We start from the raw sequence: 25,027 nt of genomic DNA, 5'->3' as shown, positions 1-25,027 counted from the left end.
ATCGAACTGGCCGAAGCGCTTCCGCAGCTGCGGCGCCGCCGGGCTGGTGTGCGCAGCGACTTCCGTCGCCGAGTCGCGGAGCCTGAGCGCGGCCGTCGAGGGGGCGCGGTAAGCGGCTCATTGCGCGCTCGTCGGTCAGTGGGTGAATCGTTCAGCGCCGGTGACACGCAGAAGGTCCAGTGATGTGGCCGCAGGTGTGGCAGGGGCGGCCGAATAGACCACGATGGTTTGGTCGGCCTCTGGTATCAGTAGGGCGTCGCAGTCGAGTGTGAGCGGGCCGAGTTCGGGGTGTTCGATCGTTGTGGTGACGGCGCGCATCGTGCTGGAGTGTCCGCCGCGCCATAGGTGCTCGAAGCCCTCGTTGCCGGAGCGCAAGTCGGCGACGAGGCGGGCGATGTCGGGGTCTTCTGGGTAGCGTGCTTGGGCTGTGCGTAGGCAGCCGACGCAGTTGGCGGCTGTCTTCTTCGCATCTTCCGGCGTCAGTCTCACGCGGCCGAGGCCGTTTCCGAGGAACCGTTGCAAGATGAGGTTGCGTCGAGCGGCTGGTATCTCGGAGAAGTCGCCGAGTAGTGCGGTGGCGAGCGGATTCCAAGCCAGCACATCGGATTTGGCCGACAGCACCAGCGCTGGCAGATCGGACATGCGGTCGAGCATCCGAAGCGCGCTGGGGTGCACCAGCATCGGGACGTGTCCAGCGTGCGGGGGTTCGGAGCCGGCGAGCCGGAACACCAGGTCGCGATCGTTGTCGCTGAGTCGTAGGGCACGTGCCAGTGCACCGAGCACCTGCGTGGATGGTTTCGGTCCCCGTCCCTGCTCGAGTCGGACCACGTAGTCGACGCTGAGCCCCGCCAACTGGGCGACCTCTTCACGACGCAGTCCGGGAACCTGCCGCCGCAGCCCCGATCGTAGGCCCACATCGGCGGGTTTGATGCGTGAACGTGCGGTGCGCAGCACGGTGGCCAGTTCGGCTCTGTCCATGCTCCTATCGTGCCGTGCGTCCCGATCGTCGGGGTGGTACTGCCGGTCCCATGCGTGAGCGGTCCTGGCGGCCGGATGCTGGGACTGTGACGCTGCGGACATGGCAATCACAACAACTGCCCTGGTGACCGGGGCGAACAAGGGGCTTGGCCGCGAGACTGTGCGACGGTTGGCGGGCATGGGCTGGCGGGTGTTCCTGACCGCCCGTGACATCGACCGTGGCACTGCAGCGACACAGGAACTGGCCGCGGCAGGCTTGGCGGTGGAATTCGTCCCACTGGATGTCACCGCCGACGAATCGGTGCAGGCAGCCGCCGATATCGTGATGAATCGCGCGGGTTGGCTGGACGTGCTGGTCAACAACGCCGGCATCGGCGGTCCGATGACACCACCGGCCGACATTCGGGCGGCTGATCTCTGGGATGTCTTCGAGACCAACGTCTTCGGCGTAGTCCGCGTGACGAATGCGTTCCTCCCGCTGCTGCGCGCCGCCGGGCATCCCAGGATTGTGATGGTGTCCAGCGGCTTGGGCTCGATCGCCGCCACCACCGACCCGGATCTGGTCGGGCTGGTGCCTCCCGCCCTCGGCTATCCAGCGTCGAAAGCGGCATTGAATATGATCACCAGCCAATACGCCCGCGCCCTGTCCGATATCCGGGTCAACGCCGTCGACCCCGGATACACCGCCACCGACCTCAACCACCAGTCCGGATTCCAGACGGTCGCCGAGGGCACCGACGCCATCATCCGACTGGCCGGCATCGACTCCGCCGGACCGACCGGTGGATTCTTCGACCGCAACGGTCGTACGCCATGGTGACCGACGGCCGCGTCAACGCCGTGCCGAGCACGCGAGCGGACCGAACGAGGCGGATGATCGGAGCCGGTGTGGCTCTCCTGCTGGCCCTGGGCGTGATCGGGTTTGCCTGGACATCGAAACAGAAAGGAACCGAGACAGTGGCAGATCAAAGCGAAACGAACACCGTCCTGTCGATCGGCCTGCACCCCAGCGCCATCGACTACAGTCGCATACCCGGTCTGGACGAGGCCACGCTGACCGCAAGGATCGCGGTGGGCGAGCAAGCGCTGCACGACGCCGGATTCGACATCGTATCGTGCCTGGTGGAAGCGGAACCCGACGCGGCCGAAGCAACCCTGCGTGACTGCGCCGCCACCAAGCCATTCGGTATCGCGATGATCGGTGCCGGGATACGCGCTATGCCCGAGCACACCTTGCTGTTCGAACGACTAGTGAACGTGGTCAACGAGATATCACCCGGGGTCAAGTTCTGTTTCAACACCTCACCGGAAACCACCATCGATGCGCTGAGGCGATGGATACAGCCGGGCAATCGGTGACAACCATGGCCCTGCAGCCCCGCATCGCGGACGCCAGAGCCCCCGTGATCGGGGCTCGGGGCCGAGTTCGACGTGAGATTCCATGGTCTCCCATCGTGGGCGGTGGGATTATGCGGGCAGCCATGGCCGTCCCTCGGCGAGTATGACGAGGGTTTCAAGCCGTTCTCGCCGACCACGACCGGGAAGATCGAACACTGGCACCAGACGCTGCGCCGGGAACTGCTGGACCAGTCGGCGGATAACACACCAACCGTCACCGGGTTCGCGTTCGTTCAGCTCAGCCGTGATGCCGTGACGAGTTGGAAGGCACCGCCGACTTGCTGGACGCGCGGCTGGAGAAAGCCAGCCGCTTCGAGCATCGAGACGAGTTCGGTGTCGGAGTGGAAGCGAACGCGTTCGGCCACCGGCGCGGGCATGAGCGAGCGGGGCGGCTCGGGTGCGACGGTGTGCAGGACGAGACGTCCGCCCGGCGCGAGCACGCGATGGAGCTCGGCGAGCAGGGCTGGAACAGAGACGAAGAACAGCACGTTCATCGCGGTCACACAGGTGAAGTGCCGGTCCGGCAGCGGCAACGATTCGGCCGCCGCCTCGATGACCTCGAGCCGGCCTTCGCGCACGGCGTCCGCGTTCGCCGACGTCGTGAGCGCCACCATATCGGCACTGTGATCCACCGCGGTCATCCGGCAGCCCAGCGCGAGCGCTCGTGCGGCGAAGGTGCCTCCTCCGCAACCGATTTCCAGCAGATGGTCGTCGTGGGTGAGGTTCAGCGCCGTCAGCGTCTCGTTGAAGATCTCGTGGTGGGACTTCATGTCCCGCCACATCATCCGGGCCAGCCACCCTCGCGGTCGGCGCAGCAGATGGTCGATGAACAGGTCGAAGAGAGCCAAGATTCTTCCTCGGGCGATGTCGGTGATCGGTGTCAGGATCTGGAGCGCGGGTCGATGCGCATGTCTCCGACGATGGTCCGGCGCGCCATGGGGCGTGCGAGGACGTTGTGCGGATATCCCGGAGCGACGGCGGATGCTTCCTGGAGGTATTCGAGATGGTGGTCCTCGAGGCGCACGGTCAGCGCGCCGAGATCGTCCTCGAGCTGTGTGAGGGTGCGTGCGCCGAGAACGGGTGCGGTGACATCGGGTTGGCGCAGCGTCCAGGCGAGGGCTACCTGCGCCGGTGAACGGCCGAGCTCCTCGGCAACGCGGCGCACGGAATCGGCGATGGCCAAGCTTCGTTCGCTGAGACCTTCACCGGCGAGGATCAGGTCCTTCCGGGATGTCCCCAGTGTCGGCTTGCGTGCGTCCGACGGCAGATCGTTGCGGGTGTATTTGCCGGTGAGAACGCCACCTGCCAGTGGGGACCAGGCGACGACGCCGAGACCGAGTTCCCGTGCCATCGGCAGCATGTCGTGCTCGACGGTGCGTTCGGCCAAGTTGTATTCGAGCTGGACCGCGATGAGCGGTGTCCAGCCGCGCAGGTCGGCGATGGTCTGCATGCGGGCGATCTGCCAGGCGGGGGTGTTGGAGATGCCGGTGTAGAGCACTTTGCCTGCGCGCACCAGATCGTCCATGCCGCGCAGGATTTCCTCGACCGGTGTCAGGTCGTCCCACAGGTGCAGATAGAGCAGATCGAGATAGTCGGTGTTCAGGCGGCGCAGGCTGGCCTCGACCGAGGCGATCATGTTCTTGCGATGGTTGCCGCCGGAGTTCGGGTCGGTGAGCCGTCGCAGCGCGGTGTACTTGGTCGCGAGGACGAGAGAGTCCCGGTCGGTCGCGGCGAACTCGCCGAGCCATTCCTCGGCCGTGCCGCCGGTGTAGTTGGCTGCGGTGTCGAAGAAGTTGCCGCCGCGTGTGACATACGCGTCGAAGATCCGCCGGGCCTCTTGCTTGTCCGCCCCCCACCCCCAGGTGGACCCGAAGGTCAAGGTACCCAACGCCATCGGCGACACACGCAGTCCCGACCGCCCCAGTAACCGGTAGCAGTCCAGCGCATTGTTGAAAAAGATTGTCATTATTGGTTAGTGTATGCGCGTTGGTTTTCCCGAGCAAGGGCTGGAGATGGCGACCACTGTGGATGAAGTTCGCCGTTGCGCTGCAACGGTTCTCGGAATCAATGCGAGCGAGATCGATGCGCGGCGCCCGTTGCAGGAACTCGGACTGGATTCGTTCCTCGCCGCCCGTCTGCATCTGCGCTTGGCCGAACGCACAGGCGTCCGCGTGCCACTCGCCTCCTTCGTCGGCGCCACACTCGAGACCCTGATTACTGAAGTCGAAAAGCGCGGTGCGACAGCCGATCCCATCCCCGTTTCCGATTCCTTGCCATCCGCCGCCAAGGTGTCCGACGCCGTCGAGGAGGAGGAGCTCACCGCGATTCAGGCGTCCTACTGGGTCGGCCGGGAAGTAGGGATGCCACTTGGCGGGGTGGCCACTTTCTACTACTTCGAGTTCGACCGCGATCCGGAGCGGTTCGTGGCGGCGAACGTGTGGTCGGAGGCCGCTGCGCTCGAGACGGCGTGGAACATGGTCGTCGCGCGTCACGACATGCTGCGGGCTGTCGTCACCGACGATGGCCGGCAACGGGTGCTACCGGCGGGAAATCCTTACCGCATCGAGATCACCGATCTGCGGGATCCCGGAAGCGACGCCTCCGCGGAACTGGCGCGGCTGCGGCAGGAGAAGTCGCATCAGGTGTGCGATACCACGACCGGACCGTTGTTCGACATCCACGCCGCGCTTCTGCCGTCCGGTGCGATACGGCTGTTCGTCGGCTTCGACATCATGATGCTGGACATGGCGAGCTGGATTCAGCTCATGCGCGAGTGGGGGCGTTTCGTCGCCGATCCCGACGCTGTTGCGGCAGCGCCGCCGACCACGTTCCTTCGCGTACTGCGCGCACGCCGGATGGCCGAAACGGCGCGACGAGAGCGGGATAAGGCGTACTGGGCGGAGCGACTGACCGTCCTGCCACCCGGTCCTCGGCTGCCCTACGCCGCCGCACCGGAAACCATTCGCACCGCACGCTTCCGCCGTCATGAAGAACGGCTGAGTCCGTCACACTGGTCGGCCCTCACCGCGCATGCGGCGCGGCGCGGACTGAGCCCAACCGCAGTGCTGCTCGCGGCCTTCGGCCTCACCCTGTCGCGCTGGGGTGCCACCGACGCGTTCTGCCTCAACGCCACCCTGTTCGATCGGCCCGACAACGTGGACATCGAGGGTGTGGTAGGCGATTTCAGCACTACCGCGCTGGTCGAGATGCCGTCGCCGGAACCGGGTTCCTGGCAGGGCTTCACCGATTTCGCCCGCCGCGTCAACGCGCGGTTCTGGGCCGATCTGGAACACCGTTCCTACAGCGGTGTCGAGGTACAGCGCGAGCAGTTCCCCGACCTGGCCCCGCGCTATCCGGTGGTCTTCACCAGCGGCGTCGGATTGGGCCAGGCCGACGGCCCGGCCGCGGGATGGCTGGGCGACGAGATCTTCGGCGTGTCGCAGACCCCGCAGGTGACCCTCGACCACATCGTCTGGGACGAGGCGGGCGGACTTCGGCTGGCGTGGGACGCGGTCGAAGAGGTCTTCCCGACCGGCTTCGTGACCCGGATGCTCACCGCCCACGCCCGCCTGTTGCGTCGGCTGGCCGAGGACGACCACGCCTGGGAAACCGTGGATCTGGGCTGGAACCCGCATTTCGAGCAGATGCAACCGCTTCCACCCGGACTCGGCACCGGGCTGCTCACCGACCCGCAGCGCAACCAACTGGCGGCGCGGCCCGAGGCCGCTGCCGTGCTGTCCACCAGGGAAACACTCACGCACAGCGAGATATCCGCGCGGGCGCGGGCGATCGCCGGGCGACTGATCGCGGCCGGGGTCCGGCCACATGACCCTGTGGCGGTCCTCGCCCCGAAGTCGGCGGCGCAGATCGTCGCCGTGTACGCAGTGTTGTGGGCGGGGGCGGCATTCGTGCCCGTCGAGCCCGATTGGCCCGCATCGAGGATCGCCTCGGTCTGTCGCCGTGCCGGAATCACGCACGCCTTGACCGCACCCGGCGTCGAGTTGCCCGAGAACGTCATCGCGCATCCGCTCGAGGCCGCGTCCGGTGCGGTAGCCGCGGACGAGCTGGTCGCCGCCGCGGACGATGCCCTGGCCTATGTCATCTTCACTTCCGGATCGACTGGTGAGCCGAAGGGCGTCGCGGTCGAACATCGCGCCGCACGCACGACCGTCGACGACATCAACGACCGCTTCGGCATGGGCCCGAGCGACCGGGTACTCGCACTGTCGGCGCTGAGTTTCGATCTGTCCGTGTACGACATCTTCGGCGTGCTCGGCGCGGGTGGCGCGCTGGTCCTGCCGGACGCCGAGCGGCTGCGCGATCCGGGGCACTGGTGCGAACTCGTCGCGGCGCATCAGGTCACGGTGTGGAACACCGCGCCCGCGCTCGCCGAGATGCTCGTCGAATACGCCGAGGCCGACGTGGCGGCGGCGGCACGCTTGCGCTCGTTGCGGCTATTCCTGTTGTCCGGTGACTGGATTCCGCTGTCACTGCCGGACCGTCTCCGTGCGGTGATCGGCGACCATGTGCGGGTCATCAGTCTGGGTGGCGCGACCGAGGCCGCCATCTGGTCGATCTGTTATCCGATCCGCAAGGTGCGGCCTGAATGGACCAGCATCCCCTACGGCACGGCACTGCGCGCCCAGTCCTTCCTCGTGCTCGACGAGCAGGGCCGACCCTGTCCGGTCGGCATCCCCGGTGAACTGCACATCGGCGGAGCCGGTCTGGCGCGCGGGTATGTCGGCGACGACGAGCAGACCGCGCGCCGTTTCATCCGGCACGATCGGCTGGGCCAGCGGCTCTATCGCACCGGCGACCTGGGCAAATGGCGTCCCGACGGGGCCATCGAGTTCCTCGGCCGCGTCGACCGGCAGGTCAAGGTGCGCGGCCACCGCATCGAACTGGGCGAGATCGAAGTCGTGCTCGCCCGCCATCCGGGCGTGCGCCGCTGTGTGGCGGCGGCGGTGCCGGGGGCGGACGACCGGCCGCAGCTCGTGGCCTACGTCATGATCGGCGACGCACCGGTGGACACAACGGAACTCGCGGACCATGCGGCGCGTCACCTGCCGCAGTACATGGTGCCGTCCCGGTGGGTGCTGTTGGACGCCTTGCCGTTGACGTCCAACGGCAAGGTCGACCATTCCCGGCTGCCGAACCCGTTCCGTCGCGGCACGACCGCCGCGGCGTCCAGAGCGCCGGCCGAGAACGGTCGGGCAGTAAGCTGGTCCGGGGTCGGCAACGATCGGTCCGCGTCCGAAAAATCCGATCCGGTACCAGATTTCGCGCGAGCCGCCGTCGTCACTGCCGGCGACGAGGCAGCCGCAGCGGCCGCCTGCGGTCGTCTCGACGGCACGCCGGACCGGCCAGGGGAGCAGGTGTGGACACCGGCTGATGACTGGCTGCTGCACGCGGCGCGGCAGGCCGAAGCGCTCGGGCTGACGCTGACGCTGCGCGCGGAACCCATCGAGGGCGCCGTCGCGAACAACGCCGGCGAGTGGGTCGGCCGACTGCATGCCTCGGCCACGGCCGGCGGGCTCGTCGCCGAGGCACGCTACGGCGATGCGGCCGAACTCGTCCTCACCGCCGCCAGCACGACCGCCACGGCCGCCCGCGCACGAGTGGAGGCCGTGATCATCGAGGTCTTCACCGATCTGCTCGGCCCCGACATCGCGGCGACCACCCCTTTCCACGATCTCGGCGCCACCTCCCTGACCCTGGTTCGCGCCCATCGCAGGCTGCGGCATCTCACCCCGGCGCTCACGGTCCCGGACATCTTCCGGCTCGGCACCGTCCGGCGACTGGCGGACTGGATCGCCGACCGCGTCGCGCTGGGCTCGTCGACGAGCCGATCCGGTGTCGTGCCGATCGATCTCACCGACGCCGCAGCGCGCGGACGCCGCCGACGTGCGCACCGATCGAAAGCGAGGCTCGCGGATGTCATTCGCTGACACCGTATTCCGGCTGCGCGCCGCTTCGGGCCGTGCAGCCGACCGCAGACAGCGGTTCACCGTCCATTCCGAACACCGCTCGGGCACCGCGACCGAGATGCGGGTGCGCATCGGCCGGCACAGCCTCGTGGTCGACGAACCCGTGGCGGCCGGCGGCGGTGACTCCGGTCCCGACCCGATCGGCATGGCCTTGGCCGCGCTGGGCAGCTGTCAGGCGGTCACCTACCGGTTTCACGCGGCACGGCTGGGTATCGGCATCGATTCGCTGTCGGTGGACGTCACCGCCGATGTGGATCTCGGTCCCGTCTTCGGGCTCACGGACCCGGCATTGCCGTCGCGTGTCCATGTCCGGGCCCGGGTCGGTGGTCCGGACGCACCGGACCGGTATCGGGAACTGCATCGACTCGTCGAGGCCTCGTGCCCGGTGCTGGCAATGATGCGCGGACAACTGGCGGTGGACTCGGAAGTGGAGATCGAATCGTGAACGAAGACAACGCCGTCGCCATCATCGGGATGGCCTGCCGATTTCCCGGCGCACCTGACCTGGCCTCCTACTGGGATCTGATCGCCTCGGGCCGGGAAGGCCTCACCCGGTTCGATGACGCGGAACTCGCCGCGCGTGGCGTGTCCGCCGAACTGCGCGCGCACCGCAATTACGTGCCCGTCGGCGCGGTGATCGAGGGGCAGGACCGCTTCGAACCGGAGCATTTCGGCATCCTGACGCGCGACGCCGAACTGATGGATCCGCAGCTGCGGCTGCTGCTGGAATGCTCATGGGACGCGCTCGGCGACGCGGGATACCGTGCCGGTGGCGGCCTCGGCGCGGTCGGCGTTTTCACCGGAGCCTCCCGCAGTGACTATCTGGAGCACAACCTCGCCGCCTATCGCCTGAATGCCGAACGGGATCCGATCGGCCGGCTCCAGGCGGAGATGGGCACGCTGACGGACTATTTTCCCCAGCAGCTCGCCTACCGGCTCGACCTCACCGGACCCGCTGTGGCGGTGCAGGCCGCCTGCGCGACCTCGCTGGTCGCGGTACACCTCGCCGCACAGGCCCTGCTGTCGGAGGAATGCGACGCCGCCCTCGCCGGGGGTGCGTCGTTGATAGTCCCCCAGGGCCGCGGTTACCTGCATGTGCCCGATGCGGTCTTCTCCGCGGACGGCCATACCCGGGCGTTCGGAGGCGGCGGTACCGGCATGGTGCACAGTCAGGGCGTCGGCGTGGTGGTGCTGCGGCGGCTCGCGGACGCGCTCGCCGACGGCGACCCGATCTACGCGATCGTGCGCGGCAGCGCGGTGAACCACGATGGTGGCGGTAAGGCCGGATTCACCGCTCCGTCGGCGGCCGGGCAGGCGCGAGCGATCGCCGAGGCGCTCGCGGTCGCCGATCTCGGGGTCGACGCGGTCGACCTCATCGAGGCACACGGCACGGCGACCGCGCTGGGCGATCAAATCGAGCTGTCGGCGCTGGCCGCGGTGTTCGCCGACCGAACGGCGCCGCAGCCGATCGCGCTGGGGTCGGTCAAGAGCAATATCGGCCACACCAACAGCGCGGCAGGCATCGCGTCACTGATCAAAACCGCCCTCGCCCTTTCGCATCGGCGCATTCCCGCGACGCTGCACGCGCGTCCGGTCCATTCGGATCTGGAACGCCATCGTGGGCTGTTGGAAGTCGTCGAGCACACCCGGGACTGGCCCGAACGCGATGGCACCCGGATCGCCGGGGTGAGCTCGTTCGGTATCGGCGGCGTGAATTGCCATGCGGTGCTCGAACAAGCCCCCGTGCACTCCGGCGCGAGCGACCCCGACCCGCGCGCGCAACTGCTCTTGGTCTCGGCGGTCACGGAAGCCGGATGCCGGGAGCAAATTGCGTGGGCCGACGCCGATGTGACAGCCGAAACCAGAGCCGACTACGCCTACACCGTGTCGCGCGGGCTGCATCCGGAGTCCGGGTGGCGTGCCACGGCCCTGCTGTCGGGCGAAGAGCCGAACCCGCGGCCCATTGCCGCCGGGCCGGTACCGTCCACGCGACCGGACATCGTCTTCGCGTTTCCTGGCGCCGGTGCGCAGTATCCGGGTATGGGCGCCGGGCTCTACCGCGACGAGCCCGTGTTCGCCGCACATATCGACGACTGCGCCGAAGCGATGCAGCCGTTGCTGAACTACGACATCCGCGACATCGTGAGCGGCCGCGCTTCCCGGCACGACGTCGACGACGTGCGCTACGGGCAGCCCGCCCTGTTCGCGGTATCGCTCGCCACCGCGGCGACGCTGCGCCACTACGGCATCGAGCCCGACGGCGTCATCGGCCACAGTCTGGGCGAATACGCCGCCGCTGTCGTCGCGGGAGTGCTGAGCCTGCCGGACGCTGCCCGGTTGGTGGCGGTCCGGTCCGGCGCACTGGCGGATGCCGCGCCCGGAGCGATGCTGATTGTCGCGCTCGGCGAGGAGGATGTGCGCGCCGCGCTTGCCCGGTATCCGGAGATCGCGCTTGCCGCCGTCAACGGCCCGGACGCCTGCGTGGTCTCGGGACCGGTCGACGCCATCGAGACGCTATCGGCCGCCCTCGGTCGAGCCGGGATCCGCGCCCGCAGGCTGCGTATCAACGCCGCCCTGCATTCTCCCGCCGTCGCCGCTGTGGTCACGCCGCTGCGCACCGCGGCCGAGAACGTGCCGTCCGCTCCGGCCACGCTGCCGCTCTACAGCACCCGCACCGGCCGTCTGACCCGATCCCTGGACGCCGAGCATTGGGCGCGGCATCTACGGGAACCGGTGCTCTTCGCGGCCGCGCTGCAGGCCGCGACGGCCGCAGCACCGACGATCTTTGTCCAGGTCGGACCGGGCAGCTCCCTCGCCGCGCTCGCGCGAGGCAACGCGTCGGCCAATCTGACCGCCGCGCTGAGCACGCTCGCGGAACCCGAGGAGCGGACCGGTGATTCGGCCCCCGATCGCGCTGCGTTGCTCACCACGGTTGGTCACCTGTGGTGTAGCGGCGCGACTGTGGACGTCGAGGCCATGCATCGCCGCCGCCGCCGCACTCGCCTGCCCGTCTACCCCTTTCAACGCCGGAGTCTCTGGATCGACCCGCACACCGAAACACAGACGGTGCCGATCGAGCCCGGCACCTGGTCCGCAGCGCCTCCCGCACCGAATGGCTCCGGCCCACAACCCGGCCCGGACATTCGGATCGAGGTCCCGGCGACGGTGCTCGCACGGTCCGAGGTGCAGGCCGCAGCGTCCCCCGAGCTGTCGACGGTGTCGGCCACCCGCGAACCGGCGTTACCCAACGGTCGGCCGGCGCCGACGGAGCCGAGCCATCGGCCCGAACCGCCGACGCGGAACGGAAGCCCGCAACCGGCGACGTCACTCGCTGCACCGGCTCCTGTGAGCGCGAAGGGCGCGTTAGAGGCAACGGCACCGGCCGCCGCCTCGGAACCTCTCGCATGGCGCACGTTCGCGGGTGCGGAAGAGGAGCAGATCGTCGCACTCTGGGAAGAATTGCTGGGCGAGCGGATCGTCGGCGCCGAGGCGGACTTCTTCGCACTGGGTGGAACTTCCATGCTGGCGACCCGGATGCTGGACATCCTCAACGAAGGCCAGCACACCGATATCCGCATGCGGGAGCTACTCACGCACTCGACCGTGGCCGCCTTCTCCGCGCTGCTGCGAGGTCGCCGCCCGGCGTCGCCCGCCGCGGCCACGCCGGACTCACCCGAGCCGCCCGTACCCGACATCGAACGACCAGACGACGTGGCGGTCGTCGACGCCACGTTCCCGCTCACCCGGGTGCAGCACGCATACTGGGTCGGCCGGTCGGGTGCATTCGGATTGAGTGACGTGTCGTGCCACATCTATCTCGAATACGACTGCGACAAGCTGGATCTGGATCGCTACGAGCAGGCGTGGAACCGTCTGATCCGGCGGCACGAGATGCTGCGTGCGGTCATCACCGAGGACGGGCGCAATCAGATCCTCACCGAGGTGCCGGAGTTCCGGATTCGCCGCCACGACCTCACCGGCTCCGCCGGCCCGGCACGCGAGGACACGCTGTCGGACCTGCGGCGGCGACTGTCGCATCGGGTGCATCGCCCCGACCGCTGGCCGCTGTTCGACGTGCGGGCCGCGCCACTGGACGACACCACCACCCGGCTGTTCATCGGCATCGATGCGCTGGTCTGCGATGCGGGAAGCTTCCTCGTCCTCGACCGAGATCTGCGTCTGCTCTACACCGATCCGGCTGCCGCATTGCCGCCGCTGCCGACGCGATTCGCCGACTACGTGGCACATACCGAGGCACGCGCGGAGTCCGCGCACCGCAGGCGGGCGATCGACTACTGGCAGCGGCGGATGGACAGCCTGCCCGGGGCGCCCGACCTGCCGACCCGCACCCGCACCCAGGCCCAGCCATGGTTCGGCCGCCGGGAGGCCCGGCTCACACCAGCGGAATGGCATGGGCTGCGGCGGCTGGCGGCAGATCATGGCGTGACGCCGTCCGCTGTGCTGCTCACCGCGTACTCGGACGTGCTCGCCGCCTGGTCCGGTGACGAGCGGTTCACCCTGTCGCTGACTCTGGTCGACCGGCCGGTGGCGCTGCCCGGAATCGACGGTGCGGTGGGTGATTTCACCACGCTTCTGGCTCACGAAGTCGATCGCACGGACGGGGGTGCCTTCGCCGAGCGGATCATCCGGACACAGACTCAACTCTTCGACGATATCGATCACCGCGAGTATTCGGCGCTGGACCTGCTCGCCGAACTGTCCTCCCGCACGGGGGAGCGTCGGCTGCTGCCGGTGGTGTTCACCAGTGCCCTCGATGTGGCCCAACTGGTAGGCGGTGACCCGGATCTGGAGTGGGCGGGCAGAATCGTGCACGGCGCGAGCCAGACACCCCAGGTGTGGCTCGACCATCAGGCGTTCGTGCATGCTGGGGGATTGCAACTACAGTGGGACGTCCTCGAGACCGTCCTCGATTCCGCGGCCGCGGATGCCGCGTTCGCCTCCTATGTGAAGTGGCTGCGCCGCCTCGCCGGTGATCCGCAGGCGTGGACCGCACCGGATTCCGGTATGCGGCGAGGGGATCGCGACGAGGACCTGGCCGCCGTCGTCTCCGAAATCTGGGCGCAGGTCCTCAGCCTGGAAACCGATGCCGTGCAACCCCATTCCACGTTCGTGGGTCTGGGCGGCGACTCGGTTCTGGCGGTGCGGATGGCCACCATGGTTCGCACCCGACTCGGTGTCGCGGTGCCCGTGGCGGAGCTGGTCGGGGATCTCTCGTTCGCTGATCTCGTCGCGCTGATCGCCGAGCGCCGTTCCGGTATCTCGGCTATGGCTGTCGAGCTGGCGCGGCAGGCAGACCCGGCAGCACCATTCCCCCTCACCCCGCTGCAGCAGGCCTATTGGGTGGGGCAGCAGCACGGGTACGCCCTCAGCTACGACTCGGCGCACAACTATGTCGACTTCCGGCTCGCCGGGATCGATCCGGCCCTCCTGGACGAGGCGGTGCGTCGGCAGGTGGAACGCCAGCCCATGCTGCGGGCGGTTTTCCTGCCGGACGGCACGCAGCAGGTGCTGCCCGCCGACGATCCGCGACTGGGCGCGCTCCCGATCATCCACCTCGACCTGAGGGCGGCCGGTGCCGGTGAGATCGACCAGCGACTGGCCGCCATCCGCGCCGAGGTGCAGCGCACCGGCCCGCGGCTGGATCCGTGGCCGTTCGCCGTCACCGCCGTCCGGCTTCCGGGCGACGAACTGAGCTTGCACATCGTCTGCAGCCTGCTGGTGGCCGACGGGTGGTCGGTGCAGCTGATGTTCACCGAGCTGTTCACCTACCTGGACGAACCCAATACGGTGCTACCTGCGCTCACCGCCCACTTCGGCGACTACGTGGAAACCATCTCGCGCCAGCGTGCGGAACCGGAATGGCAAGCACAGCGCGACTGGTGGTGGGAACGCATCGACGATCTCCCGCCCGCTCCCGCGTTACCTCTGGCAGTGCCGTTCGATCAGGTACGTCCGGACACGCTGGAACGACGGGAATTCCGAGTATCCGGCGAGCAAATGGCCGTTCTGCGCGACCGCTGCGCCGAGTACAACATCACACCCACCACGGTGTTCGCCACCTGCTGGGCCTCGGCGCTGGCCCGGCTGGCCGGGCACCGCCGCTTCCTGCTGAACGTGCTCTATCTCAACCGCCTGCACCTTCCGCGCGATCTCGATCACGCCATCGGACCCTATGCGGGGACCGTGCTGCTCGACATAGCCCTGCCCGCGCAGCCGACGTTCCTGACCGCCGCCCGGACAGTGCAGGAGGCCATCGCCACCATGCTCGACCACGGACAGGTCACCGGCGTCGAGGTGTTGCGGGAACTGGCGCGGCGCAGGCGCGATACCGCACCGCAGGCGCCCGTCGTCTTCCACAGCACCCTCGGGCTCAATCCGCCGGGCGGCACCCCCGACACGGTCGTCGTCCGCGATTTCTACCAGCGCGTTCGCACGCCGCAGGTGGCCTTGGACATGCAGGTGTTCCAGTGGGACTGGGACGACTCGGTGGTGGTGAACCTGGACGCGGTCGCGGAACTGTTCCCCCCGGGCGTGCTCGACACCCTGTTCGCGCAGGTGTGCGACACCATCACCACGCTCGTGGACCGGCCCGGCACCTGGACGGCGCCGCTCGACGTACCCGATGCCGAACGACCCGCCCACATCGTCGCCGCACCGGTCCCGGCGGTGCTGGGCGGCCCGCCCGCCACCGAAACCGAGTGCGCCATCGCCGGACTGTGGCAGCGGATGGTGGACGTCGCGGGTGACCTCGACCGCGGCACCGACTTCTTCACCATCGGAGGTGACTCGGTACTCGCCATCCGGATGCTCAACCGCCTGCGCGCCGAGCTCGGCTTGGCGTTGACACCACGGGAATTCCTCGCCGATCCCACCCTGGCCGCAGTCGCTGCGACAGCGCGGCGCCAAGCCGCGGAACCGTCGGCCCCGGAAGACTGTCTGGTGCCGCTGCGCGACGGCGTCGGACGACCACTGTTCCTCATCCACCCGACCGGTGGCGACGTGCTCTGTTATGTCGATCTGGCGCGCACTCTCGACACCCGCGCGCCGATCATGGGGATACAGGACCCGCAACTGGCCGGTGCGCCCGGACCGGAGACGATCGCCGATCTGGCGCGGGTGTACGAGGGCGTGGTGCGCGCTTACCAGCCGATAGGCCCCTACCGGATCGGCGGCTGGTCGATGGGCGGGATCATCGCGCACGAGGTGGCACGTCGGCTGCGCGCGGCCGGTGACACCGTGGAGGCGCTGGTTCTGCTCGACTCGAATATCGCCGACCGCATCCATCATGTCGACGGTCGCGAATTCTGGACGCGCTATCTCGGGTCGCTCGCCGCCTTCCTGGACCTGGACCTCGAAACCGACGCTCTGAGCGCCGATTTCGATCGGCATCCGGATGAACAGCAGCGGGCCGAGATCCGGCGCGGGCTGGCCGCCGCCGGGCTGGTAGAGCGCGGCGACCCGGCCGACCAGCGGGTCAAGGAAGACATATTCCGGCGCCACCTGCGTGCGCTGGGCGCGCATCACACCGGTCAGCTCGACGGCGACGGGCTCGAGGTGCTGCTGGTGCGTGCCGATCTGCCCGCACCATACAACTCCGGGGTCGGTATGGGCGTCGACGACTGCTCCGATCTCGCGGATCTCGGGTGGGCAGTGCACACCGGCGTCGTCATCGACACGCGGCCGGTAGCAGCCCACCACTATGCGCTGCTACGACCGCCTGCCGTCCTGACGGTCGCCCATATGGTGTCGGAATTGCTTGCGAGCCTGGACGATTCGGAGAAGCCGTGACCGACGACTATGCCGCCGCCGCGGAGTTCTACGACCTCATGGCCACACCGTACGTGGCCACAGTGGAACCCGTGCTGGCGAAAATGCTGGCCGAGGTGGACACCATCGCCGGACCGGTGGCCGATATCGGGGCGGGCACCGGTCTGTCCACGATGCTGGTCGCCGACGCGTTACCGGACGCGCGCATCATCGCGGTGGAACCGGCCGCGCCGATGCGCGCGGTGCTGCTGTCGCGACTGGCCGCCCGCAAAGACCTGCGCGAGCGAATCACCGTGCGGCCACAGGGATTCCTCGAGACACGACTGCCGACAGGATGCGCGGCGGTGGTCGCCCTCGGGGTGATCGGACACTTCGACCCCGCTACCCGCTCCCGGGTGTGGCGGACCATCGCCGACGCGCTCGCCCCCGGAGCCGACGCCGTGGTGGAAGTGCAGCGTCCCGGGCGCGTCGAGCCGTCGGCGGAACGCCGGTACACCACCGCCAGGGCCGGTGAACTGCGATACGAGGGCTGGAGCCGGGCCGACCCGGCGGACGCGGACTCTCTCGTCTGGCGGATGACCTACCGCACCTACGACGGCGACCGCTTGGTGCAGGAGGTGCGCACCGAACACCACGTATGGCCCGCCGACGCCGAGCGTCTCACCGCCGAAGCGCACGCGGCCGGTTTGCGGCTCACCGGCGCGGACACCGCGACCGGGCTGCTGCGCTTCACCCGCTGACCGATCGCCGCATCCGGTGCGGCAACGGCCGATGACCGCCCCGCCCCCCGGATCACACGACCCGCAAGGGAGGACAACGCAATGACCAACGACGCCACTGCCGCGGTACTGGCCGCGGTCGGCGAACTGCTGCCGACGCTGAGCAAGCGTGCCCAGGACACCGAGCAGGCCAGGCGGATTCCGATCGAGTCGCTGGAAGAGATCACCGCGACAGGGTTCTTCGGCCTGCTGCGCCCGCGCCGCTACGGCGGGCACGAGGCGCATCCCGCCACCTTCTACACCGCAGCCGCCGAGCTGGCCTCGGCGTGCGGCTCGACCGGGTGGGTCGCCTCCGTTCTCGGTGTGTCGCCTTGGAACATTGCGCTGTTCGACAGCCGTGCCCAGGACGAAGTGTGGGGATCGGGCGTGGACCTCCCCATCTGCTCCTCGTACGCCATGACCGGCACCGCCGTTCCCGCCGAGGGCGGTTATCGGCTCAGCGGCACATGGGGTTTCGCTTCCGGCTGTGACCACGCGCGGTGGGCGTTGCTGGGCGCACGGGTGATCGACAACGGCGAACCCATCGATTCGTGCACGTTCCTGGTGCCCGCTGACGACTATCGCGTCTCGGACGTGTGGCAGGCGATGGGCCTGCGGGGCACCGGAAGCAACGACATTCATGTCGACGAGGTCTTCGTGCCCGCACACCGGGTGCTCGCCTCCGATGCGGTGACCGCATGCCGAACACCGGGGCAGCAGGCCAACGACGGGGCGCTGTACCGAATTCCGTTCGGCTGCCTGCACACCAGCGCCATCACCGCAGCCATTGTCGGCATGGCGCGCGGCGGTTATCGGGCGTATCTGGAGCAGCAGAGCGGTCGGGTGCGGGCCGCGCTGCCCGGCGATGCACGGAAGGACACCGGATACCGCGGTGACGAGTTCCGCGACGACCCGGCCACGCTGGAGCGAATCGCGCTCGCCGCCACCGAGATCGACGCGGCCTGGCGCCAGATCACCCACAACATCGACGAACTGTACGCGCTGGCGGTGGCCGACCAGCCCATCGGACCGCGGGATCGGTTGCGGCTGCGCCGCGACCAGGTCCGCGGCACCGAGCGCGCCGTGGCCGCCATGGATCGACTGTTCGAAAGCTCCGGCGGCCGCGCGTTGCGGCCCGACAGCGCCGTACAGCGTTTCTGGCGCGACGTGCACGGGGGGCGAGCGCACGCGGCCAATGATCCCGAACGCGTGTACCGCATGTTTGCCGCGGCCGAACTCGCGGCTGTGTCGGAGGCGCGCAAGCCGTGACCGAGCAGCTGGTCGCCGTGCTCGGGCGGCATCCGTGGGTCGACTCGGCGTGGTGGGACGCGCGGCGTGCGGCGCTCGTGGTGCGCCCCGCCGCCGAAACCGTCGCGGTGCGGCCCGCCCCCGGGGCAATGCTCGTCGAGTACCTCGAGCACTGGCGGCACGTGTATGAGTACGTCTATTCCTCCGAGGAGCTACGCCACGGCGACGATCTGGATCTGTCCGGATGGCGGGCCTCCGACACCGGTGCGGCGTTCCCGCGCGAGCACATGCTGGAGTGGATCGATCACGCCGTCGGCCTGGTACGTCGCGGACAGCCCGGAACCGTTATCGAGATCGGCTGCGGCAGTGGTCTTCTCGTCCACCGACTGTCTCCGTCCACGCGCGGCTATGTGGGACTGGACCCGGCCGCGCCCGTGGTGGAAAGGCTGCGCGCGCGACGGCTCCCCGGGGTCTCGGTGCTGCGTGCCGCCGCGCACGAGCTGACCGCCGACCAGGTGACGGCGGCGTTGCGTGCGTTGGACGCGATCGGGCGGCCGGACTGCGTGGTGCTCAACAGCGTGACCCAGTGCTTTCCGGACGAGCGCTACCTCGCCGCCGTACTCGAGGATGCCCTCGATGCGGTCGCGCCCGGGGGCACCGTTGTCGTGGGTGACATCCGCAATCTCGCCGCGGCCCCGGATTTCGCTCGATGGCTGGAACTGGCGCGCGCTCCCAGTCTCGGCGCCGACGACTTGACACGGCGGACCGCCGCCCGACTCGAGGCCGACGAAGAGCTGCTGTGCGATCCCCGGGTCTTCGCGCGAATCGCCCGCGGGCATTCCCGATCGGTGCGGGTAGCCTGCTACGCCAAGCCGATGCGGGACGACACCGAGCTGACCCGATATCGCTACGACGTGGTGCTGACGGTAGACGCGCCGGCGCCCGGCCCGAACCGTAGCGTCGCCTGGCGCGACCTCACCGGCCGCGGCACCGCCGACCGAATCGCCACCCTCGCCGACACCATCCGCCGGGACGCGACCATGGTCACCGGCATCCCGAACGCGCTACTCGACCACGACGCCGCGGACGCGGTCGCTCCCGCTGTGCTCGCGGCGGTGGCACCGCCGGAATGCGCGGTCCTGCTCGACTCGGCCGACGCTCGGTTCCTCGCGGTCGGTCGGCCAGAACACCATTCGGGGGTGGAAGCGGTGCGTGCCGATCCGCCGCACAGCGCCTGCAACGACCCGTTCACCCGCTATGTGCGCCGCCGGATGCCGGAGGTTCTCACCGACTATCTCGAATTGCTCGGCGCCGCAGCGACACAGCCTTCCATCGTCGTCTCCGAGGAGTTCGCCGCCCATGACCACCACACGACCTACGGACTATCTGGCCGACCTGCGCGCGAACTGCCGGGGTGCCGTCCTGGTGCCGGGTGATCCGGGTTACGACCAGGCGTGGCGACGCTGGAACACCGCCGTCGACCAGCGGCCTGCCGCCGTCGTGCGCTGCGCCCGGGTCCCCGACGTGCGGGCCGCGATCACGACGGCGCGACGGCACGGGATGGCCGTGGCGATACGCGGCGGCGGCCATGAGGTCGCTCGGCATCCAGCAGTGAACGGCTCACTACTGCTGGATCTCTCGGACCTGCGGACGATCACCATCGATCCTCTCGCCCGGCGCGCCACAGTCGGCGCGGGCGTCACCTGGGCGGAGTTCGATCGCGCTTGTCACCGGCACGGCTTGGCCGTGACCGGAGCGGACGTGTCCACTGTCGGCGTGATCGGTTCCACGCTGTGCGGCGGCAGCGGGTGGTTGCAGCGGATGGCGGGTTTCACCTGCGACAGCGTGCGCTCCGCCCAGGTAGTGCTGGCCGACGGACAGTTGGTGCACACCAGCCCGGACCACCACCCCGACCTGCTGTGGGCGCTGTGCGGCGGCGGCGGCAATTTCGGTGTCGTCGTGACCGTCGAGTTCGAACTGCATCCGATCGGTCCCTTGCACGCGGGGACGCTGCTGTTCCGGCTCGACGCGGGGCGCACCGTCTTCCGCGAGTTCCGTGAGCTCTGCGCGGAGGTCCCGGACGAGCTGGCGCTGCGCGCGACCCTGCTGCACTGGCCGCCCACCGCACCCGAAGGGCCGGCGATGGCCGCGGTCACGGTCGCCCACTTCGGACCCGAGGACCGGGCCCGCGCGGAATTGGCAAGACTGAAGCGCCTGGGCGAACCGGAGCTCGACCTCATCCGGCCGCTGGAATACCCACAGCTGCAACGCAATACCGAGCAGGCATTTCACGAAGGCCACGGCACCGCCACCGGAACCGAATGGCTGCGCGCATTCGACGACGATGCCATCGATGCGCTCATCGACCTCGCGGCCGACATGCCCACCCCGTATTCGCTCGTCTCGGTCCATCAACTCGGCGGCGCGCTGCGCCGTGTGCCGGTGGATGCGACCGCGTTCGGCTACCACGACGCCGCCTACCACGCCGTCATGTTCTCCGGCGGGCCGGCGGGGACGAATCTGGACTCCTCGCAGCGGTGGATCGCCGAGGTCGTGGCCGCGCTACAGGGCTGCTCGGCGGGCGGGCCTTATATCGGGATCCTCGATGACACCGCGTCACCAGAACGGGTGCGCCGCGCCTACCACCGCGATTCCTATCCGCGACTGCAACAGCTCAAAGGCACCTACGACCCCGACAACCTGTTCCGCTGCAATCACAACATCCCGCCGCTGAACGGTGCGCGATGACCACCGACGATGCCCCCGACATCGCTGCGCGCGCCGCCGCGGCGGTCGCTGATTTCGATGCGCGGCAATGCCTTTCCGCGCGCGACGACCTCGATCTGTTCGGGTTGCGCGCCATGGCCGCCGCGCTGCGCCCGGCGCTGTCCGGCGGTACGGCGCGCACCGAGGACGACATCGCGGCAGCGCTGGACGTCGCACCACGACATCGCTGGCTGCTGCGGCGCTGGCTCGGTGTGCTCACCACGCACGGGTGGCTGGAACGCGAAGACGGCCATCATTTCTCGTCCCTTCGGGAAGTCGCCGCACCGCACCGCGCCGATCTCGACCGAGTGTGCGACGACCTCGGGTTCTCCCCGCAGCTCGCGCGCTTCTTCGCCGCTGCCAACCGCCATGCGCTGGATCTGGTGCGGGACCGAGTGCTCGCCCAGGAACTGCTGTTCCCGGACGCCGACCTGCTCACCGCCGAGGCCGCATACCGAGACAACCCGGTCAACCGATACCTGAACGCGGCAGCGGGCGCGGTCGTCACGCGGGCTGTGGACGCACTAGCCACCGACCGCCACCCCGTACGCATCCTGGAACTGGGCGCGGGCGTCGGCGGCACCACCGCCGACCTCCTACCGCTACTCGACGGCCTGCCCGTCGAATACCACTTCACCGATGTGTCGTCGTTCTTCCTCGATGCCGCCCGGGCACGCTTCTCGCACTACCCCTGGCTGCGGTTCGGCCTGCTCGACCTCAACGCCGAGCTACCGCCGAAGCGGTCCTTCGACATCATCCTGGCCGCGAACGTGCTGCACAACGCCCACCACTGCGGCGTCGCGCTGGGACGGTTGAACCAGCTATTGCGCCCCGGCGGCCACCTAGTCGTCATCGAGTCCTGCCGCGAACACTGCCAGTTGCTCACCTCGATGCATTTCCTGATGTCTCCCCGCCCCGGCGGTGTCCGCCCCGGTCGCGACGATGTGCGCGCGGGGACCGACCGCATCTTCCTGACCGAAACCCAATGGCGCGCCGCGCTCATCGCAGCCGATCTGCCCGCCTGGCTGGTTCTGCCCGGGCCCGAGCAGGCGTTGGCCGCACACGGCCAACGCATCTTCGCTGCTCGTACCCCACGGTGACCCGAGGAGTCCATCATGTCCCCGCACCCAACCGTGGGCCGCAGCTACGGCGTTACCGACCGCTACGAGGTGGGCCGAGAAAAGATCCGGGATTTCGCCCGTGCCGTCCAGGACTTCCATCCTGCGCACTGGGACGACGCCACCGCCGCCGCGCTCGGCCATCCCGGCCTGGTCGCGCCGATCACCTTCGCCTCGGCGGCCGGCTCATTCGCGCAACGGTCGCAGATGCGGGCCGCGCTCGACGGCTACGACCCGGCACACCTGCTCCAGGTCGATCAGGACATCCGCTGCCACCGCCCCGTAGTAGCAGGAGATCGGCTGACGCACGAGGTCATCGTCGATTCCCGTCGGTCCACACCGGGTGGTGACCTCATCGCAGTCACCACCGTCATCCGCGACGAGACCGCGAACCTGGTGCAGACCGTGCACACCACGCTCGCCGGGCGCGCTCACGAACGCGCACCGACCGTGGAGGCCCTCGCCATGCTCGACCTGCCCGGGCCGGCACCGGCGACGACCAGGCCCGCGCCGCAACCCGTGGGATCGATCCCGCCCACGGCAGAGGCCCGCCCGCACGCCGCTGTGCCGAAATTGACTGTGGGACGAGAATTCCCACAACGCGTGTTCCGCTTGTCCCGCGGTGAACTCGTTCACTACGCCGGTGTCTCCGGCGATGTCAACCCGATTCATTGGAGCGACGAAGCCGCCCGGCACGCGGGGCTGCGCAAGGTGACCGCCCACGGCATGCTGACAATGGGGCTCGGCGCCGCCTGCCTGACCGAATGGCTCGGCGTGGCGGACTGCGTCGTCAGCTACTACGTGCAGTTCGCAAACCCGGTTCTTGTCGACGCCCACCGCGTCGCCGAGATCACCTTCGGCGGCGCGGTCCGATCCTTCGATGACGCCACCGGGCAGGCGACCATATCGCTCACCGCCCGCTGTGCCGAGGTCGCTGTTTTCGCGGGAGCCTCCGCAACCGTGTATGCGAGTTGATACCGCCATCACCAGGGACGGCCATGGCCATCTGACCGGCAAGGTGCTCGTACCAGGCGGGCGGAACCAGCACGTGCACTGACCAGTACGGCGGGGCACCGAATCGCTGTCCACCCCGCACCACGAACGCATCGCTCACGCGGTTCAAAGCAAAGCATGGTCGAAACACCTCGGGTAGGAATGTCTCGATACGTCACACAACAACGCGAGGCTGCCGCCGAAGCCATGGTTTCACCAAGCAACCTATGGCTACTCCTGGGAGAACGCCCCGGTGCTGGCTGCCGACGCCGATGACGATCGCGTTGGACGCTGGCCCTGAGGACGTGAGCCCGCCATCTACCTGGCTGACCGACAGCGGGAAGGAAGCAGACACATGTTGATGATCACCCCCGCGGCCATCGAGGCCGTTCGCAGCATCACGTCCGCCGAGGGGACGCCAGAGGATGCTGGGCTGCGAATCTCCACGGCGGGCGACACGGAGACGTTGCAGCTCGCGGTCGCCGCAGGGCCGGCCGAGCAAGACCAAGTCCTGGATGCCGAAGGATCACGGATCTTCCTGGACCAGCAAGCCGCCGCCTTCCTGGACGACAAGGTCCTGGACACCGGACTGGACCCCAACGGCCAAGGCGCCTTCGTCCTTGGTCAGCAGGACCGGGACACCTCGGGCAACTGAAGCCGGCTGAACATCACGGCGGTGATCTTCTCGTGAGTGAGGGTGTCGGAGTGAAGGTACGGGTGGTTGGCAACCACAACGCCACGCCCGGCGACCAGGGGCCGCGGTGATACCCGACGTCCGGTAATCGGCTACTCGAGACTGGTGGCCGGGTTTGATTCCGGTCGGAATATTGTTGGGAAGCGTTATGTTTGCTTCACTTCTGGTCGAACTATGCCGATGCCCCAACGACGTCGCCGACGCAGCACCCAGCCTCATGACCGCTTCGCCACGCTGACAAGGAGAATCGCTGTTCGGAACCGTCCCGCACGCGTAGTGTCGCACGGATGGCCTGCAGGATCACCGAACTCGTCGTCGACTGCGCCGACCCACAACGGCTGGCGGACTTCTGGTGCGAAGTCCTCGGCTACGTCGAACTCGGCTGGGAGGACGACGCCCTGGAGATCGGTCCGCCTGGAACCGGCTTCGGCGGTTCGCAGCCCACACTGGTGTTCAGCCACCGCACCGAGCCGAAGCGCGGGAAGCTGCCGCTGCACCTCGACGTGAATCCCACCGACCGCGATCAGGACGCGGAACTGGAGCGGCTGCTCGCCGCAGGTGCGCGGAAGGTCGACATCGGCCAGACCGGCGCCGAAACGTGGCACGTGCTGGCCGACCCGGAGGGGAACGAATTCTGCCTGCTCCGGCGGCGGGTCGAGGCGGCGGAGAGCTGAAGGGCACTCTATTGCGTTACCGCACAGTCGATCTCGGACCAGGTTCCGGCAGAGGTGAAATGGGTGACCCGGCGCCCCGACGCGACGCGCCGGCAGAAGCCATCCGAACGCACGCTCATGCCGCGAACCGGTTGTGAGCAGGCGATCTGGGGGCAGCAGGGTTACGCTGGATGAGTGAATGCCCTGCAGCGGCTGCTGTTCGGGTCGGGGCGGTTGCCAGAGGATCTGCGTGCGTCGCTGGTCGCGTCCGACGAGGTTGTGTTCTTGGAGGAGGGCTTGACCGGTTCGGTCACCCGTCGCCACTTCCGCTCTTCCGGTCGTCTCGTGGAGTGGGAGCGGCAGGCAGTCTCAGGCGCGATCGCGGTCACAATCGGCCGCCGGGTGATGGTGTGGGCGGGCCGGTTCAAACACATTGATGTACCGATGACGCATCCACTGTGGGCGACAATCGAGTTCAGCATCGACCGACCGAACCGAGTGTGCTTCACCTACGCCCCGGCGGCGACGGATCCGGGGCAGTCGGGACGGGTGGACGTGCGACTGAAAACGTCGCAGGTGAAGCAACTCGCTCGGCTGGTGACACGACCGGTGTGAGGCCACTGATCGGTTGCCCGGCAAGGTGACT

Annotated in this window: 17 protein-coding genes; 14 read left to right on the top strand and 3 right to left on the bottom strand. The window is 68.6% G+C overall.

Annotated features, from left to right (window positions below; genetic code table 11):
- Window positions 1–135 precede the first annotated feature (135 nt).
- Window positions 136–978, bottom strand: a complete 843-nt coding sequence (locus OHA40_RS00375) for a helix-turn-helix transcriptional regulator (protein WP_330231066.1) — start codon at window positions 976–978, stop codon at window positions 136–138.
- A 100-nt stretch (window positions 979–1,078) separates the two neighbouring features.
- Between OHA40_RS00375 and OHA40_RS00370 the strand changes: the two genes are divergently transcribed.
- Window positions 1,079–1,798, top strand: a complete 720-nt coding sequence (locus OHA40_RS00370) for an SDR family oxidoreductase (protein WP_330231065.1) — start codon at window positions 1,079–1,081, stop codon at window positions 1,796–1,798.
- 68 nt (window positions 1,799–1,866) lie between these two features.
- Window positions 1,867–2,337, top strand: a complete 471-nt coding sequence (locus tag OHA40_RS00365) for a hypothetical protein (RefSeq protein ID WP_330231064.1) — start codon at window positions 1,867–1,869, stop codon at window positions 2,335–2,337.
- 272 nt (window positions 2,338–2,609) lie between these two features.
- On the opposite strand, the gene OHA40_RS00360 is transcribed toward OHA40_RS00365, so the two are convergent.
- Both OHA40_RS00360 and OHA40_RS00355 read right to left on the bottom strand, forming a co-directional pair.
- Complete coding sequence (locus OHA40_RS00360; protein ID WP_330231063.1) at window positions 2,610–3,224, bottom strand: class I SAM-dependent methyltransferase; 615 nt, start codon at window positions 3,222–3,224, stop codon at window positions 2,610–2,612.
- Window positions 3,225–3,256: 32 nt separating this feature from the next.
- The gene (locus OHA40_RS00355) at window positions 3,257–4,342 is read right to left on the bottom strand and encodes an aldo/keto reductase (RefSeq protein WP_330231062.1); all 1,086 of its coding nucleotides are present in this window, start codon (window positions 4,340–4,342) and stop codon (window positions 3,257–3,259) included.
- A gap of 13 nt (window positions 4,343–4,355) precedes the next feature.
- On the opposite strand from OHA40_RS00355, the gene OHA40_RS00350 reads away from it, so the two are divergent.
- The 12 genes from OHA40_RS00350 (at window position 4,356) to OHA40_RS00295 (ending at window position 24,996) form a co-directional block, all read left to right on the top strand.
- Entirely contained in the window at window positions 4,356–8,324 is a 3,969-nt protein-coding gene (locus tag OHA40_RS00350) for a non-ribosomal peptide synthetase (RefSeq protein WP_330231061.1), read from the top strand.
- Window positions 8,311–8,808: an OsmC family protein gene (locus OHA40_RS00345; protein ID WP_330231060.1), complete on the top strand. Its 498-nt coding sequence runs from the start codon at window positions 8,311–8,313 to the stop codon at window positions 8,806–8,808. The genes OHA40_RS00350 and OHA40_RS00345 overlap by 14 nt, the downstream gene beginning before the upstream one ends.
- Entirely contained in the window at window positions 8,805–16,172 is a 7,368-nt protein-coding gene (locus OHA40_RS00340) for an acyltransferase domain-containing protein (protein WP_330231059.1), read from the top strand. Before OHA40_RS00345 ends, OHA40_RS00340 begins: the two co-directional genes overlap by 4 nt.
- The gene (locus tag OHA40_RS00335) at window positions 16,169–16,891 is read left to right on the top strand and encodes a class I SAM-dependent methyltransferase (RefSeq protein WP_330231058.1); all 723 of its coding nucleotides are present in this window, start codon (window positions 16,169–16,171) and stop codon (window positions 16,889–16,891) included. The genes OHA40_RS00340 and OHA40_RS00335 overlap by 4 nt, the downstream gene beginning before the upstream one ends.
- 81 nt (window positions 16,892–16,972) lie before the next feature.
- Window positions 16,973–18,178 carry a 3-hydroxy-9,10-secoandrosta-1,3,5(10)-triene-9,17-dione monooxygenase oxygenase subunit gene (gene hsaA / locus OHA40_RS00330; RefSeq protein WP_330231057.1) on the top strand — a complete coding sequence of 402 codons (1,206 nt, stop codon included), beginning with the start codon at window positions 16,973–16,975 and terminating at the stop codon, window positions 18,176–18,178.
- Entirely contained in the window at window positions 18,175–19,593 is a 1,419-nt protein-coding gene (locus tag OHA40_RS00325) for a class I SAM-dependent methyltransferase (protein WP_330231056.1), read from the top strand. Before hsaA ends, OHA40_RS00325 begins: the two co-directional genes overlap by 4 nt.
- On the top strand, window positions 19,517–20,905 hold the full coding sequence (locus tag OHA40_RS00320) for an FAD-binding oxidoreductase (protein WP_330231055.1): 1,389 nt from the start codon (window positions 19,517–19,519) through the stop codon (window positions 20,903–20,905). Before OHA40_RS00325 ends, OHA40_RS00320 begins: the two co-directional genes overlap by 77 nt.
- Window positions 20,902–22,023 (top strand): class I SAM-dependent methyltransferase, encoded by a 1,122-nt coding sequence (locus OHA40_RS00315; RefSeq protein WP_330231054.1) that lies wholly within the window; start codon window positions 20,902–20,904, stop codon window positions 22,021–22,023. The genes OHA40_RS00320 and OHA40_RS00315 overlap by 4 nt, the downstream gene beginning before the upstream one ends.
- A 15-nt stretch (window positions 22,024–22,038) precedes the next feature.
- On the top strand, window positions 22,039–23,016 hold the full coding sequence (locus tag OHA40_RS00310) for a fused (3R)-hydroxyacyl-ACP dehydratase subunits HadA/HadB (RefSeq protein WP_330231053.1): 978 nt from the start codon (window positions 22,039–22,041) through the stop codon (window positions 23,014–23,016).
- A gap of 373 nt (window positions 23,017–23,389) precedes the next feature.
- Complete coding sequence (locus tag OHA40_RS00305) at window positions 23,390–23,689, top strand: hypothetical protein (RefSeq protein WP_330231052.1); 300 nt, start codon at window positions 23,390–23,392, stop codon at window positions 23,687–23,689.
- Window positions 23,690–24,015: 326 nt separating this feature from the next.
- Window positions 24,016–24,402, top strand: coding sequence for a VOC family protein (locus tag OHA40_RS00300; RefSeq protein ID WP_330231051.1), 387 nt, complete (start codon window positions 24,016–24,018; stop codon window positions 24,400–24,402).
- Between the two features lie 174 nt (window positions 24,403–24,576).
- Window positions 24,577–24,996 carry a hypothetical protein gene (locus tag OHA40_RS00295; RefSeq protein WP_330231050.1) on the top strand — a complete coding sequence of 140 codons (420 nt, stop codon included), beginning with the start codon at window positions 24,577–24,579 and terminating at the stop codon, window positions 24,994–24,996.
- Window positions 24,997–25,027: the final 31 nt, after the last annotated feature.

The organism is Nocardia sp. NBC_00508, from assembly GCF_036346875.1.
Taxonomy (GTDB): domain Bacteria; phylum Actinomycetota; class Actinomycetes; order Mycobacteriales; family Mycobacteriaceae; genus Nocardia.
The sequence above is the reverse complement of the archived record's forward strand: the minus strand, read 5'-3'. Positions and strand labels throughout refer to the sequence as shown.

Bases quoted from the DNA above. Each gene is read 5' to 3' on its own strand.
- OHA40_RS00375 (WP_330231066.1), bottom strand. From the start codon at position 978: ATGGACAGAGCCGAACTGGCCACCGTGCTGCGCACCGCACGTTCACGC.
- OHA40_RS00370 (WP_330231065.1), top strand. From the start codon at position 1,079: ATGGCAATCACAACAACTGCCCTGGTGACCGGGGCGAACAAGGGGCTT.
- OHA40_RS00355 (WP_330231062.1), bottom strand. From the start codon at position 4,342: ATGACAATCTTTTTCAACAATGCGCTGGACTGCTACCGGTTACTGGGG.
- OHA40_RS00350 (WP_330231061.1), top strand. From the start codon at position 4,356: ATGCGCGTTGGTTTTCCCGAGCAAGGGCTGGAGATGGCGACCACTGTG.
- OHA40_RS00345 (WP_330231060.1), top strand. From the start codon at position 8,311: ATGTCATTCGCTGACACCGTATTCCGGCTGCGCGCCGCTTCGGGCCGT.
- hsaA (WP_330231057.1), top strand. From the start codon at position 16,973: ATGACCAACGACGCCACTGCCGCGGTACTGGCCGCGGTCGGCGAACTG.
- OHA40_RS00320 (WP_330231055.1), top strand. From the start codon at position 19,517: ATGACCACCACACGACCTACGGACTATCTGGCCGACCTGCGCGCGAAC.
- OHA40_RS00315 (WP_330231054.1), top strand. From the start codon at position 20,902: ATGACCACCGACGATGCCCCCGACATCGCTGCGCGCGCCGCCGCGGCG.
- OHA40_RS00310 (WP_330231053.1), top strand. From the start codon at position 22,039: ATGTCCCCGCACCCAACCGTGGGCCGCAGCTACGGCGTTACCGACCGC.
- OHA40_RS00305 (WP_330231052.1), top strand. From the start codon at position 23,390: ATGTTGATGATCACCCCCGCGGCCATCGAGGCCGTTCGCAGCATCACG.
- OHA40_RS00300 (WP_330231051.1), top strand. From the start codon at position 24,016: ATGGCCTGCAGGATCACCGAACTCGTCGTCGACTGCGCCGACCCACAA.